16 protein-coding genes are annotated in these 14899 nt (G+C 42.1%); 5 read left to right on the top strand and 11 right to left on the bottom strand.

Annotation, left to right across the window (positions count from 1 at the left end; translation table 11 throughout):
- The 4 genes from ACZ5GY_RS11145 to cysK all read left to right on the top strand — a co-directional run bounded on the left by ACZ5GY_RS11145 (position 1) and on the right by cysK (position 3579).
- Positions 1-510 (top strand): 3-isopropylmalate dehydratase small subunit, encoded by a 510-nt coding sequence (locus tag ACZ5GY_RS11145; RefSeq protein ID WP_213691601.1) that lies wholly within the window; start codon positions 1-3, stop codon positions 508-510.
- 1 nt (position 511) lies between these two features.
- Positions 512-1645 carry an isocitrate/isopropylmalate dehydrogenase family protein gene (locus ACZ5GY_RS11140; protein WP_464111872.1) on the top strand — a complete coding sequence of 378 codons (1134 nt, stop codon included), beginning with the start codon at positions 512-514 and terminating at the stop codon, positions 1643-1645.
- A gap of 331 nt (positions 1646-1976) precedes the next feature.
- Positions 1977-2651 carry a serine O-acetyltransferase gene (gene cysE / locus ACZ5GY_RS11135; RefSeq protein ID WP_464111871.1) on the top strand — a complete coding sequence of 225 codons (675 nt, stop codon included), beginning with the start codon at positions 1977-1979 and terminating at the stop codon, positions 2649-2651.
- A 1-nt stretch (position 2652) separates the two neighbouring features.
- The gene (gene cysK / locus ACZ5GY_RS11130) at positions 2653-3579 is read left to right on the top strand and encodes a cysteine synthase A (protein ID WP_213701658.1); all 927 of its coding nucleotides are present in this window, start codon (positions 2653-2655) and stop codon (positions 3577-3579) included.
- 51 nt (positions 3580-3630) lie between these two features.
- Here the strand turns inward: cysK and ACZ5GY_RS11125 are convergent, their stop codons facing one another.
- Complete coding sequence (locus ACZ5GY_RS11125) at positions 3631-4647, bottom strand: dihydroorotate dehydrogenase-like protein (RefSeq protein WP_213695605.1); 1017 nt, start codon at positions 4645-4647, stop codon at positions 3631-3633.
- Positions 4648-4763: 116 nt separating this feature from the next.
- Here ACZ5GY_RS11125 and ACZ5GY_RS11120 point away from each other — a divergent pair, with 116 nt between their 5' ends.
- Positions 4764-5333, top strand: a complete 570-nt coding sequence (locus ACZ5GY_RS11120) for a nitroreductase family protein (protein ID WP_213691435.1) — start codon at positions 4764-4766, stop codon at positions 5331-5333.
- Positions 5334-5399: 66 nt separating this feature from the next.
- On the opposite strand, the gene ACZ5GY_RS11115 is transcribed toward ACZ5GY_RS11120, so the two are convergent.
- The 10 genes from ACZ5GY_RS11115 to ACZ5GY_RS11070 all read right to left on the bottom strand — a co-directional run bounded on the left by ACZ5GY_RS11115 (position 5400) and on the right by ACZ5GY_RS11070 (position 14897).
- A complete protein-coding gene (locus tag ACZ5GY_RS11115; protein WP_213695604.1) occupies positions 5400-6782 on the bottom strand; it encodes an NAD(P)/FAD-dependent oxidoreductase in 1383 nt (460 codons plus the stop codon).
- Between the two features lie 162 nt (positions 6783-6944).
- Positions 6945-7085: a hypothetical protein gene (locus ACZ5GY_RS11110; RefSeq protein WP_213691437.1), complete on the bottom strand. Its 141-nt coding sequence runs from the start codon at positions 7083-7085 to the stop codon at positions 6945-6947.
- A 314-nt stretch (positions 7086-7399) separates the two neighbouring features.
- Positions 7400-8680, bottom strand: coding sequence for a TRAP transporter large permease (locus ACZ5GY_RS11105; RefSeq protein ID WP_213691438.1), 1281 nt, complete (start codon positions 8678-8680; stop codon positions 7400-7402).
- Positions 8677-9165, bottom strand: coding sequence for a TRAP transporter small permease (locus tag ACZ5GY_RS11100; protein ID WP_307879614.1), 489 nt, complete (start codon positions 9163-9165; stop codon positions 8677-8679). Before ACZ5GY_RS11100 ends, ACZ5GY_RS11105 begins: the two co-directional genes overlap by 4 nt.
- 86 nt (positions 9166-9251) lie before the next feature.
- Positions 9252-10256 (bottom strand): TRAP transporter substrate-binding protein, encoded by a 1005-nt coding sequence (locus tag ACZ5GY_RS11095; RefSeq protein ID WP_213699458.1) that lies wholly within the window; start codon positions 10254-10256, stop codon positions 9252-9254.
- Positions 10257-10269: 13 nt separating this feature from the next.
- Complete coding sequence (locus ACZ5GY_RS11090; protein WP_213691440.1) at positions 10270-11196, bottom strand: ketopantoate reductase family protein; 927 nt, start codon at positions 11194-11196, stop codon at positions 10270-10272.
- A 16-nt stretch (positions 11197-11212) separates the two neighbouring features.
- Positions 11213-12043, bottom strand: a complete 831-nt coding sequence (gene panB, locus ACZ5GY_RS11085) for a 3-methyl-2-oxobutanoate hydroxymethyltransferase (protein ID WP_213691441.1) — start codon at positions 12041-12043, stop codon at positions 11213-11215.
- A gap of 55 nt (positions 12044-12098) precedes the next feature.
- Positions 12099-12878: an IclR family transcriptional regulator gene (locus ACZ5GY_RS11080; RefSeq protein WP_213691442.1), complete on the bottom strand. Its 780-nt coding sequence runs from the start codon at positions 12876-12878 to the stop codon at positions 12099-12101.
- Positions 12879-13143: 265 nt separating this feature from the next.
- Entirely contained in the window at positions 13144-14619 is a 1476-nt protein-coding gene (gene panF, locus ACZ5GY_RS11075) for a sodium/pantothenate symporter (RefSeq protein ID WP_213691443.1), read from the bottom strand.
- The gene (locus ACZ5GY_RS11070; protein WP_213691444.1) at positions 14616-14897 is read right to left on the bottom strand and encodes a YhdT family protein; all 282 of its coding nucleotides are present in this window, start codon (positions 14895-14897) and stop codon (positions 14616-14618) included. The genes panF and ACZ5GY_RS11070 overlap by 4 nt, the downstream gene beginning before the upstream one ends.
- Positions 14898-14899: the final 2 nt, after the last annotated feature.

Here is a 14899-nt window from a genome sequence, read left to right as displayed (position 1 = left end):
ATGGCACAAAATCTTCAGGGAAAAGCCTGGACATTTTCAGATAATATTGATACCGACGTCATCATTCCGGCCCGATATCTCACTTCAAGTAATGAAACAGAACTCGGATCCCATTGTATGGAAGATATCGATGCCGAATTTTCTAAAAAGGTAGCAAGTGGAGACATTATTGTGGCAGGTGAAAACTTTGGATGCGGCTCGTCTCGTGAGCATGCTCCACTCGCAATAAAAGGTGCTGGTTGTAGTTGCGTTATTACTGCGTCTTTCGCTCGAATATTTTTCAGAAATGCCATTAATGTGGGGCTTCCCATTTTTGAATGTCCGGAAGCTGTTGCCGCTATCGAAAACGGTGACGAACTTATAATCAAACCAGAAGAAGGAACGATAGAAAATATTTCTCAGGGAAAGGTCTTTTCTGTTGTTCCCTTTTCTCCATTTTTGCAAGAGCTTATAGAACAAGGTGGTCTCATACCTTATGTACAAAAACAACTTTCAGTCAGGGGGGAATAAGATGAACTCTAAAAAATATACATTGGCGCGAATCCCTGGAGATGGAATAGGGCCTGAAGTTATTTATGAAGCATCAAAAGTTCTTGAAGCAGCAGCATCTAAATCAAATTTTGCCATTGAATGGATCGACTATCCCTTTGGGGCTGATTACTATCTTCGCACCAACGAGATACTTCCGGATTCCGCATTGAAAGAAATGGCTTCATGTGATGCTCTTTTCTTAGGTGCTGTGGGGGACCCGCGGGTAAAGCCGGGAATTCTCGAACGGGGTATTTTGCTTACACTTCGCTTCTATTTTGATCAATATGTCAATCTTCGCCCGGCAAAAAGATATCCTAAAGTTCCTCTTCCCATCCAAATAGAGGCAGGAAAAGAATTTAACACCTTAGTCGTTCGGGAAAATACTGAAGACTTTTATGTCGGGATTGGAGGAATAACAGAAACAGGATACATAAAAGAAAAACTTGAATTGCAACGAAATCTTTACTCATTTAAAGGTCAAATCTCGGGCAATTTCAATACAAAAACACGAGGGGCTTTCCAGATGGGGATAGCCTCTGAACCTGGCATTCGTCGAGTTACAGCCTATGCGTGCAAAGAAGCAGAAAGAAGAGGAGACTCAAACATAACTCTTGTTTCAAAATCAAATGCCCTTCCTCAAATGTACGGATTTTGGGAAGAAGTGACGAGAGATGAAGCTTCTATACACAATATGAAGGTATCGATAATGAATGTCGACGCCATGTGTTATCACCTTGTTCGAAACCCTTCTGCCTTTAACGTTATTGTTGCTCCCAATATGTTCGGAGATATAGTCAGCGACCTTCTGGCTGGGTTGTCAGGCAGCCTTGGCGTAGCCGCAGGTGCAGATATAGGAGACAGCCTCTCCATGTTCGAGCCTATTCATGGATCTGCCCCAGATATTGCCGGAACGGGAAAAGCCAACCCCATAGCGGCCCTTCTTTCTGGTGCTCTTATGCTTGCACATCTTGGAGAGAGAGAAGCTGCACATTCTGTTGAAAGAGCTGTCTGCTCTTTCTTAGAAAAAGCAGACTCGCGAAATCTCCCTATGGAATTTGGAGGGAATGGAACAACTTTTTCAGTAACAGAAGCTATATGTAAACAAATCGACTAAAAATTTCTTGACAGATACGCTAGGCTTTCGTATAGTAGGCTATCTGAAGGGAGCGATACTATTGGTTTTTAATGCTACTTTTAATTTTTGTTGTTGTGGGAGAAGAAACTAACTGTCTCCCCGTAGCGTAAAACATCAGGCTGCGGTGGGTATATAGCCCGTTGTAGCCAAAATAAAGCGCTCTCTAATAATAAGAATAGAAAATCGAGATCGGCGGGCTTGTCAAATATGACAAGCCCGCTTTTTTTTAAGAAAGGAAGTGATGCCAATGGAATCTGATTGTCCATATGCCTGTTTTCTAAATCAGATTATTTACCGGAGGTATCAAAAAATGAGAAAATTTGTTTCATATGTAATAAACGCTTGGGAGACTCTCAAATCCGATGTTTTAGCTGTTCCAGGAAATGACCCTGCATTTAAGGGGGGCGTTTCAGGATGGCTTGAGGTTATTTTTTGCTATCCTGGCCTTCATGCTATCGTAGTTCATAGAATCATCCATTTTCTACATGCAACCCTTCATATTCCATTTCTTCCACGACTGCTCAGTCATATTATGCGATGGCTCACAGGCATAGAAATTCATCCTGGAGCAAAAATAGGGAAAGGATTTTTTATTGACCATGGTATGGGGATTGTCATTGGGGAAACGGCTGAAGTGGGAAATAACGTAAGACTCTATCATGGCGTAACGTTAGGCGGAACAGGAAAAGAACAGGGGAAACGCCATCCAACAGTGGAAGACAATGTAATGATTGGAGCCAGAGCCTGCCTTTTAGGTAATATCACCGTTGGAGAAGGAGCAAAAATAGGTGCGGGGGCCGTCGTCGTCAAAGATGTGAAAGCAGGTGCCACTGTAGTTGGAATCCCGGCATCTCCATTGGTTCGCCATACAGAAACGGATAGTAATGATACTTCTCTTTCAATAAAGATATTGCTTGATCGAATCAACAGATTGGAAAAAGAACTTGATGCACTGAAAAATTACAGAAATGAGGAGGTTGCTTAACATGATTTATAAAACAGATCAAATTGCCTTGAGACAACTTATTGGACATACGCCTCTTTTTATCCTTCGTCCTGACCCTCAAGCTGCATCTATTGCTATAAAATTAGAAGGTACAAATATCGGTGGCTCGGTAAAAGACAGAGCTGCCTGGGGAATGCTTCGTTATGCAGAAGAGAGAGGACTTCTTCATGACAATACGGTTATTGTCGAACCCACATCAGGTAACACAGGTATCGCCTTAGCCATGCTTGGCCAGGCCCTCGGCCTCAAAGTTATTTTGACAATGCCCGAATCCATGTCACAGGAACGTCGTTCTGTTTTGGCTGCCTATGGAGCAAAACTTCATCTCTCTCCTGCTTCAGAAGGGATGAAAGGTGCCATCGCCCTGGCCCAACGCATTCTCACTGAGACTCCGGGAGCGTACATGCCCGACCAATTCAGTAATCCTGGGAATCCATGGGCTCACAGTGTCACGACTGCACCAGAGATTCTTTCGGAAATGAAGGGAAAGTCGATTGCGGCCTTCGTCGCCGGCATCGGTTCGGGAGGAACTATTACCGGAACAGGAACGATACTAAAAGCTGTTTACCCTGCACTGCAAATTATCGGAGTTGAACCTTCAGGGAGTCCTATTCTCAGCGGAGGAAAGGCCGGGGCACATAAAATTCAGGGGATAGGGGCAGGATTTATTCCCAAAACACTCAAAAAAGAGATACTAACGCACGTAACGACAGTAGAAGACCAGGCAGCATTGGAAACAACTCGCTGGCTTGCTCATCATGTTGGGCTTTTCTGCGGAATTTCTACAGGAGCAAACGTCTGGGCTGCCATTCAGACTGCAAAAAAATTCGGTCCTGACGATATAGTCGTTACAATTGCCTGTGACCGAGGTGACAAATATCTTAGCACTGAAGCATATAAAGCGTAAGCATGAAAGGGAGAGCTTGAAAATAGAGGCTCCCCCTTCTTTTTTATCTTATTAAATATCTGGACGAGCTAAAAATGGAGACTCGTTACGCATTAAAATATCAACGTACTGGGCCCGCTCCCATGAATATGGATCTTTCGCTCTCATCTTGCTTAATACCCCCCTGCACTCATCCAAAACTCCATATCCATGTTTCCCCATCCAGCGTTCAACATCATTGACCATTGTATGTATTGATTCAATGCCGTTCTTATAGAGAGCACTCACAACCTGCACACAATCAGCACCAGCAAGTAGCATTTTAGCTACATCTTCTCCTGTAAAAATCCCCCTATTTGCGCAAAGGCTGCCATTGACTGTTCCAAAAAGAAGGGCGATGAAACGAAGTGGCAAAAGAGAGTCTCTCTCATGACTCATAACAATAGTTCTCTCTTCTTTTTCTTCTTCAGGATTTATATCTGGATTGATAAAATTATTGAAAAGTACATATCCCTTTGTTCCCATCTGATCAAGCATTGAAACAAAGTGAAGCGGATTGGTGTAGAAAGGGCTTAATTTTACAGACACAGGAATAGATACCACCCGCAAAACTTCTTGAACAGTGGCTAGCTGCTCGTTTTCGATCTGTGAACCACTCATATTTTTATCTATAGGCATAGCGTAAAGGTTGAGTTCCAGCCCCTGGACTCCCGTCTTGCTTAATTTCTCTGCCCATTCAACCCAAACACTTTTCGTTCCTGCGTTCAAACTCGCAAAAACAGGGACATGGGCATCTTTGATAATTTTATTTACCCACATAATATGTTCTTCTGGACCAGCATGTGCTATTCCGGGATGAAGAGCAATCATCTCTGCGTGTCGTTCGTCATCGTCAGTTAATTCATGTTCGAGAGCCAAAGATTCAAGAGCGATTTGCTCCTCAAAAAGCGATTTGATCACTATGCCTCCCGCGCCTGCTTCTTCAGCTTTACGAATAGTTTCAAGGTTCGATGTAATGCCGCTGGCTCCTACGATAACCGGGTTCTTTAACTCCACTCCCATATACTCAGTTGAGAGATCAATTGCCATGTTACTTCCCCCTTTCTCGTTTGAGCACTTATTTGTCATTGTACCCTAATACACAAGTGAGAAATACTCTTAGTCTATAATATAAATTCCTACTAGCAATGAAAGGAGAGATGAAGATGAACCTTGTACTCGAAACAATAAAAAATCGTCGAAGTATCAGGCATTTCTTGCCTTCCCAAGTAAGTAATGAGGAACTGTCTCAAATACTTGATGCTGGGATATGGGCCCCAAGCGGACATAACGATCAGCCATGGCATTTTACAATTATTCAAAAGAAAGAAATAATCGATATGATCAGCGATAAAACAGTATCTCTTATGAAAAAATCGCCAGTTGATTGGGTTCGTAGAATGGGAGAAAAGGAAGGATTTCATATCTATTACAATGCTCCCACTATTATTATCATTTCGGGTAAAAAAAATGAAGATTCGTTATTGAAACCGATTGCAGACTGCTCAGCAGCCATAGAGAACATGCTTCTTGCAGCTGAATCTTTGAATGTAGGAACATGCTGGATTGGGTTCTCTGGTTTCTTCTTCGCCGCAGCTACACCAGAAGAGCTTAAAATGATCGGAGTTCCAGAAGGATATGAACCTTTTTATAGTATCGCTATGGGATATAAAGATCCAGACCGCCACTACGGAGCACCACGTCGTAAAGAAAATACAATTACGTACATACGCTAAAGCGTAACCATAATATTACAATATAAAGAATCTCCCCGCATCATAAGATAACGGGGAGATTTATTTTTATTTCTTGAAAATAATTGAACGTGCAGCAACAACACCACTTGAAGCAGCCTGAATAATTCCTCGACTGACTCCTGCGCCGTCTCCAGCCATATAGAGATTTTGAATTGTAGGAGTCTCAAGAGTATCTTTCAATTCAAGACGCAGAGAATAAAGTTTGATTTCCACTCCGTACAGAAGCGTATCATTCATATTAATTCCCGGCATAATAATATTGAGAGCCTCTATAAACTCTACAATATCCGTTAGAAAGCGATGGGGTAAAACAAGACTCAAATCTCCGGGCTGAGCTTGGGCGGTAGGTTTTACCATTCCCCTCATGATGCGAGCTTCTGTTGAACGACGTCCATCTCGAAGATCTCCCAAACGTTGAACAAGAATTCCGCCGCCTGCCAACATATTTGCCAACTTGGCGATGTGAGTCGCGTAGCCTATGGGATCATTAAAAGGTTGCGTAAAATTCTTTGTTACGAGAATAGCAAAATTCGTATTTTTAGACTTTACATTCTTTAAACTGTGCCCATTTACCGTTACGAGATCATGAGCCTTATTATATTCATGAACAACAAAGCCTGACGGGTTCATACAAAAGGTACGACAACGATCGTCAAAAGTCGGGGTATTGTAAAGACATTTAATTTCATAAAAGTGATTGGTTAGATCCTGACAAATACTATCTGATATTTCTACCCGCACCCCAATATCTACTGGCATGGAAGCGATGGGCAGGTTGTATTGATTTACAATGCCTTCAAGCCATGAACTTCCTTCACGGCCTGGAGCTAAAATAACATTATCTGCCTCGATTTCACGCCCATCCTTCAAGGCGATGCCTTCAATAACTCCGTTTCGAACTTTGACTTCCATTACTTCCGTATTCATGAGAATGTCACACTTTTCCTTTAACTCCTCATACATGTTATTAAGCACCATGCGAGAAGCATCTGTTCCTATGTGACGAATTCTAGCCGGTATGATTTTTATTCCGCGACTTGCTGCTCTTTGAATCGTATCTTTTACAATATCCCCTGTCGGTTCGTAATAATTCTTATCTGCGCCAAAACTGACAAAAGCATCATCAACATACCGAATCATATTCTCAAGCGCATCTTCGCCTATGCACTCTTCGAGATTTCCGCCAAAGCCAGTGGTCAGCGTGAGCTTTCCGTCAGAGGCAGATCCGGCCCCACCCCATCCAGAAACGATATTACACGAGTTGCAATTGACACATACAGGGGAAAGTCCCTCAAGAATAGGACATTTTCTGTCTTTTATAACTTTTCCTTTGTCAACTATAAGAACTTTCTTATCATTCTTCACTAACTCCATGGCCGCAAAGATGCCTGCAGGCCCAGATCCCACTATAATAACGTCGTATTTCACCGTTATTTCTCTCCTTCACTATCAAAATTTACTCGTTGGCCACATGGAAAGTATAGGGGTAGGTATCAATAGGTGACCCTTGAGATGATACCATAAAAAAGAGCCCTTCTCCATGAAGAGCTCTTCCGTCATAATGCAGGTGAGATTATTTATTCGAATGATCTAACGATAGCCTTCAAAAGGACCTCTCCATCGAACTTCGATAAGTCCCTCTGAATTGAACATCTCTATAGAATCCACGACTTCATAAAACGCAATAGCATTCTCTCTCTGTACTTTTCCCCTTTTCTTCGCTTTAACCACCCTCATCTCCCCCCTTCTTTTCTTATTGGCGGCATTCTCCTTGGGATAGAGACCTTGACCATAAAAAAAGCCGGAAACCGCTTAAAGCGGATCCCGGCTCTGGTGTTTGTGAGTAAGGGCAATTAAATGCCGATCACACCAGGAGGGGATCCGCTGCTAATAATAACGACTACAGGTAGAGAAATTAGAGACTGAAGAAACATACTTTTAACTAGCTGCATTTCGAACCCTCCTTCTGTGTCCAAATTATTTGAATATTTCCACACATTATATTGTCGATTATTTCGCCTGTCAACCCTTTTTGGGCATAAATATTAATACAATCCAGTCAATTTTGGTAAAACCGTAGAGATCCAGGGAAGATAGGTTAAAAGCAAAACATCAACAACCATGATCAAAATAAATGGCCATACTGCTCGTGTAATATCCTCAAGCTTGATATCGGCAATGCTGCACCCAATGAAGAGGCATACACCCAATGGCGGAGTAACCATTCCTATTGCAAGGTTTACAACTAATACGATCCCAAAATGGAGAGGATCTACACCTATCTGAGTAATGACCGGCAATAAGACAGGCACCAAAATAATAATGGCCGCAACTGTTTCCATGAACGTTCCCAAGAAAAGGAGCAAGATGTTAATGAGGGTTAAGATAACAACAGGATTTTTTGAAATCGATAAAATAACCTCTGCAACGGCCTGAGGAACTTGTTCAGCAGTAAGAATCCAGCTGAAAACAGATGAAGTGGCAATAATAAACATGATCATCGACGTTCCCATAACTGTCGTAACAAGAATATTCTTCAGTTGAGAAAGATGAAGTTCCTTATAAATGAAAAAACCGACGATGAAGCCATAAACGACAGCCACTACTGCCGCTTCTGTAGGGGTAAAGACACCACCATAGATTCCCCCCAGAATAATTACAGGCATCATGAGGGCGAGAATTGCCTGTTTAAAAGTTTGCCAAATTCGTCCTAAAGTCGGTTTTTCGTCGCCATGATACCCCTTTTTCCTGGATATTAGCCAGGCTACAAACATCAGAGAACAACCGACAAGAATGCCAGGGAGAATGCCACCCATAAAGAGAGCGCCTATAGAAACTCCGGTAAGAACTCCGTAAATTATCATAGGAATGCTTGGTGGAATCATAACGCCCAAAGTACCAGCAGTTGCTTGAACAGCTGTAGCAAAAGGCTTGTCGTATCCCCGCCGTACCATTGCCGGTATTAAAATAGTTCCAATAGCAGCAACTGTAGCTACCGCTGCTCCTGAGATCGCTCCAAAAAACATACTCGCTATAATGGCAACAAAAGCTAATCCACCAGAAAAACGACCCACAATAGAGTTGGCAAATTCAACAAGACGTCTTGAAATACCCCCAAACTCCATTAACGAGCCCGCGAGAATAAAAAAAGGCACCGCCATGAGAGGAAAAGAATCTGCCGCCGTAAACATTTTTTGAACTATTACTATAGGAGGGATCGCCCCTGAAAAAAGAATAGCGGCAACAGAAGCCAGACCAATAGCTATAGCAATAGGCACGTTTATAACAAAAAACAAAATGAGACTAGCAAAAAGAACAGTGGTCATATGGCTTCATCCCTTCTTCCTACAACAATAGATAAGGCCTGTTCGATGGAATAGATAAACATGAGGACACCACTTACAAAAATGGCTGAATAAGGAATCCCCATGGATATTTCCATCGCCGGAGATCGCTGTCCTGAAACGATAAAAAGAATTCGACGTCCATAAATAACCATGAGTGCGAAAAATACCGCTGCACAGAGAGTTGCCAGAAAAGCAACACCTTTTTTCATTTTTGGAGGCAACATATTTACAACCACTTCCACACCGATATGTGCTCCCCTTTTAACGCCAATACTGGCCCCAAGAAAGGAAATCCAGACAAGAATATATCTGGAAAGTTCTTCTGACCATGGCAGAGAAGAGTGGAGAACGAAGCGAAATATGACTTGTAAGAAAACAACAACAACCATAACAATCAATAAAAGACTGACGGCATATTCTACAATCCGGTTTAAACCGTTAAGCAATTTTTTCAAAAGAATCACACTACCCCTTCTTTCTGCCGAAGAACACCTACAAAAAGGGAGGGAGAAGGAAAAGCTCTCCCTCTCCCTATGACATACGAACGGCTCTAATTTCCTGCAAGAATCTGATCAAGAAGCTTTGCGTCTTCGCCAAGTTCCCCACGGAATTCGTCATAGACGGATTTCGTGGCCTTACGGAAGGCTTCTTTATCTGGTGTATTTATTTCCATTCCAAGTTCTTTCAGTTTTTCTACCTGTTCATTTTCCATTCTCGTAATCTGCTCGCGCTCATAAAGAGCCGATTCTTGAGCAGCTTTCATGAAAATTTCCTGATATTCTTTAGGAAGCTTATCAAATCTAAACTTACTCATTATCAACATCGAGGGAGAAAAAACATGTCCGGTAAGAGAAACATATTTCTGAACCTCGTATATTTTTTGAGTGTAAATAATAGGAATTGGGTTTTCCTGCCCATCAACTGTTCCCTGCTGGAGAGCAGTAAAGACTTCTCCCCATGCCATAGGCGTAGGATCTGCTCCGAGGGCTCTCCAAATAGCCATCTGTACTTTATTTTCCATGGTTCTGAGCTTGAGTCCTTTGGCCTCTTCTGGAGTATTTACGGGATGCTTAGAATTTGTCAGATGGCGGAACCCGTTTTCATACCATGCTAAACCTTTAATGCCTTGTTTTTCGAGAAGGCCCATAATATACTGTCCGATTTCTCCATCGAGAGTTGAATAAGCCTGAGCCTTGTCTTTAAAGAGAAATGGGAAGTCAAAAATCATAAACTTTTTCTCGAATCCACTCATAGGCCCTGTTGAAGAGACGACCAAATCGACAGTTCCTAACTGAAGCCCCTCAATAAGGTCTCTCTCTCCTGTCCCAAGCTGATTATTGGGGAAAAGATTGACCTCTACATCTCCATTTGTTTCTTTCTCGACAATCTCTTTAAACCGTACAGCTCCAAGGTTATAAGGATGCTGATCACTCACAGAGTGCCCCAGCTTAAAGGAGTACTTAGCTGCCCAAACAGGTTGTGTTACAGTCCCCAGCATAAAAGCACAAAACAAAAGCCCTACAAAAATTATGGTGCTTTTTTTCGTCCCTCTCATCACATGTCCCCCTTTAGACTTCTTCATAAGTTTTTTCTTTTACTGAAACAAGGTTATAAAGAACTTTATTAATAGGCGTCGCGATTCCCAGACGTCTACCTTCCTGAACAACGGCCCCATTTATAACCCCAATTTCTGTTTTACGTTTGTTCGAAACATCCTGAAGCATGGAAGACCTATTTGCTGCGGTAAGTTTGGCAACTTTTCTCGTATGTTCTACTGGATCGTCTATTTCAAGGGTAATTCCCTTTGCATTTGCCACAGCAACTGCCTCTTGTACAGCACAGGCAAGGAGTTCGTCTGTTTCAGAAAAATCTACTAAACGACCATTTTTTAACCCTGTAACAGCTGTTAAAGCATTAATGCCAATATTGACAATCAACTTGCCCCAAATGAGTCCCATTACATTGGGCGATAATTTAACGTTAAAACCACCCTTTTTGAGTAAATCTCCTATCTTTTCAAGGCGCTCATCGATGAAACCAGAGAGCTCTCCGATTACTGTGTCTCCTTGACCTGCATGGCGTATTTTTCCTGGTCCAAGCAATGTGGAACCATGTCCTGTTACACCTGCAATAACTTTTTCTTCGCCAACAACAGCACTTATTTTCTCTACATTACCAAGGCCGTTTTGAAGGGTTAAAACGCTTGTATGCGCCCCAATAATACCTTTCGCACTTTCCATCGCCTGAGATGTAAGCGTGGCCTTAACAAAAACAATAAGGAGGTCGCACTCCCCCGCCTCTTCAGGAGACGTAACAGCTCGAATAGAACGAATCGTACGCTCTCCTCCAATGCCCTCAATAAAGAGGCCGTGGGTATTAATGGCATCTACATGATCTTTCCAAACATCAATAAGCGTTACGTTAAAGCCTGCTTCAGCAAGCATTCCGCCATAAAGGCATCCCATAGCTCCTGAGCCAAGAACAGCTATTTTCATATTTTTCACCTCGGTCTTACTTGCGCAGATCTTTCAAATCGTCTCTGCTCAAACCTCCAAAGGTGTGTTTATCTTCCGGGAAAGAGCCTGAACGGACTTCTTCTTTGTATTCACCAAGAGCCTTTACAATTTCGTCTCCGATTTGAGCATACTGTTTAACAAACTTGGGAAGGAATTTATCGAAGAGCCCCAACATATCGTGGAAAACCAAAACCTGACCGTCTGTATAACGTCCTGCTCCTATACCAATAATGGGAATTGATACAGCTTCTGTAATTGCACGTCCTAATTCTTCAGGAACACACTCTACAACGATGGAAAATGCTCCGGCATCTTCTAGGGCTTTTGCTTCGTCAACAATTTTCTGAGCTGCTTCCAAACTTTTCCCCTGCACCTTAAAGCCACCGAGCATAGACGCCGTTTGAGGCGTAAGGCCAATATGTCCCTGAACGGGAATTCCTGCTTCAACAATGGCAGAAACGACTTCTGGGCGCCCGCCCTCAAGCTTGATCACATCGCAACCGCCTTCTTTCATGAGACGATTTGCACTGCGAATGGCTTGAGAAATGCTTTCGTTATATGAGCCGAAAACCATATCGCCAACAATCATAGGTGTGGGAGCACCCTTTACAACGGGTTTGATGTGAGCAACCATTTCGTCTGTGGTAAGAGGCACTGTCCCATCATTGCCAAGCATTGTCATAGAAAGAGAATCACCAACAAGAATGATCTCGATACCTGACTTCTCAACTAAAACAGCCTGAGCATAATCATACGCTGTAACCATCGATATTTTTTCGCCTTTTTGCTTCATTTCTTTGAGCTTTTGAATCGTTACCTTTGCCATTGCGAGATTCCCCCTCTAGAGATATATAAAGTTTTTATACTTTTTCTTTGTCGATTCAGGATTTGTACCCAAGGGTGGTCGAAAAACGTTTGGCCACATCTATAACCAAATCCCGAATGGCAATAAGACGTTCTGTATCTGCATAAAGGAATTTCGGCACTGCAACACTCAGAGCCGCGAACACTTCCCCAGAATGACCCCATACTGGAGCTGCTACACAAAAAAGGCCTTCAACGTACTCTTCGTTATCGATGCAATATCCTTGTTGGCGTATAGTCACAAGGTGCTCGAGTAATTCATCAAAATTGGTTACGGTATTTTCAGTAAAACGTATAAATGGTTCATCTTGAAGCAAGGCTCTAACTTGATGCTCAGGCATATAAGCCAACATGATCTTGCCAAGGCCAGTACAATAAGATGGCATTCGTTTTCCTATAGAAAGGTCTACTTTTATTGTTGATTGACTTTCGATTTTATCGATATAAATTACGTATTTTCCATCCATGACAGCTAGATTTACCGCTTCGTTCGTTTTCTCTGAAAGCTCTCGCATAAAAGGCATTGCCTGTTTTCTCAGACCAAGAGATTTCACCACGTTATTTCCGATTTCAAAAAGTTTAAAGCTATTGGAATATTTATGATTCGCCTGGTTTTGATTAACGTACCCCAAGCCTTTGAGGGTAGAAACAATTCGATGAACAGTACTCCGTTCTAAACTGAGCAAGTTACTCATTTCGGAAATACCTAACTCGCCACGTTCATCAAGTATTTCAATAATCGACATTGCTCTTTCTATAGACTGCACGTACCCGGAACTTTTTTTGGAACCTGTCACGATAATCTGCCTCCTTCTTTGTAAGGGAGAAAACAGCCACCTCAAAAAGATTCCATAATACGGAATAATATTCATCATTGTGGAAACGCAACTTAATTATAAACATGCAGAATTGTATGTCAAACTAGAGAAGAAATACATTTTTGGTAGTTCCAATAATTATATTTTTCACTTTTTATGTTACATGCGAGATTACAACAAACAAGGGGGTGTCCGAAGATGCGGACACCCCCTTGTTTATTCTCGAAAAAATATCCGATACCTTTTATCCCCAAAAGAGTTCTATCGTCTTGTCGTCTGGCTTTTTACCTATATAAGCACCAATAATAAACGCTATAAGCCCTATAGCAATTGTAGGAACAATCTGATGAGCTCCCATCCATTTTACTTTTGTAATAGTGAAATAGATGAAAGACCCGCATCCTGCAACAATAGATAAAATAGCACCCGTAGCATTTGCACGTTTCCAATAAAGGCCCAAAATCGTTGGCCAAAGGAAAACCGCTTCAAGACCACCAAAAGCAAAAAGGTTTATCCAGACCAATAAAGAAGGAGGTCTAAGCGCTGCTAAAAAGACCATCACACCCAATATACCTGTCACAACAAAGCTCATACGTCCTATTGCCGCTGGATTAACTTTTTCAGGTTCTTTAGAAATATAGTTTAAATAGAGATCTTTAATAATGGCTGCCGATGCAAGAATAAGCATAGAGTCCACTGTAGACATAATAGCTGCAAGTGGTCCTGCTATAAATATTCCGGCCCAGAAAGGAGAAAGAAGATGGATCGTTAAGGTTGGAACTGCAAGGTCTCCCACTTCGATATTAGGAACGACAGCTCGTCCTAACGCCCCCACCATATGCATACAGAGCATAAGAAACCCTACAATAAATGTTCCAACAATCATGGCATTGTGCATTGATCGGGCATCTTTATATCCCATACATTTTACTGTTGTTTGCGGAAGCCCTAGTATGGCAAATCCCACGAGAACCCAAAAGGAAAGAATAAAGGGTTTTGATATAAAATTATTGGGCCCAAATGGAGTTATCAGGGCAGGATCAATTTCATGAAGTTTCTGTATTACTGAGGTCATTCCTCCGCCTGCATGGACGACGCTCCAAAGTAAGGCAATTGATGCAACAACCATCATAGAACCCTGAATTGTATCGGTAAGGACAACAGCTCTAAAACCACCAACTGTCGTATATATAATAACCGTCACACCAAAGATAATCAGACCTACAAGGTAAGGATATCCTGTAATGCTCTGAAAAAGTCTCGCACCCCCAATAAACTGGGCGAGCATAGAAGCCATGAAAAAGACAAGCAATGCAATCGAAGAAAGAATAACAACGGCATCGTTGCGATATCGTGCCCTTAAAAACTCTGTAACTGTTACTGCATTAATGCGGCGAGCAATAATAGCAAATTTTTTCCCCAAAACGCCTAACGTTAAAAAAGCAGTAGGGACCTGAATCATAGCGAGAAGAATCCAGCCCAATCCCATTTTATAGGCAACCCCCGGGCCACCTACAAAGCTACTAGCGCTGGTATAGGTAGTTATAATCGCCATGGCTAAAACAAAACCGCCCATGGAGCGGCTTCCAAGAAAATACTCTTCAACAAAACTTTTTGTATCGTGAGTTTTTTTACCTATCTTTCGACTCCAGAGCGCTATAGCCATAACACCGGCAAGATAAAGGACGAGAGGTAAAATCATATAGAATCGTTGCGTCATAGTTCTTCACGACCTTCTTTGTCTGGTGATTCTTCAAGCGAAATATCTTTAAAGAATAATCTAACCACTCCCCAAACAAGAAAAGAAATTCCAATATATCCAACAATGCAACTATAAAAGAACCATGATGGCATGCCAAAAACATACGTATACGACGACGGGTCGCCACTTCCTAAACCGTAGGCTGTTCCATACCACCAAGCAAAAAAGACACCGTAAAGAGCAAGTGAAATAAGAGCTTCTTTATTCGCTTGATTGTACCGGCCTGTTTTCTTCACTC

The sequence above is a fragment of the Aminobacterium thunnarium genome, from assembly GCF_055390565.1.
The sequence above is the reverse complement of the archived record's forward strand: the minus strand, read 5'-3'. Positions and strand labels throughout refer to the sequence as shown.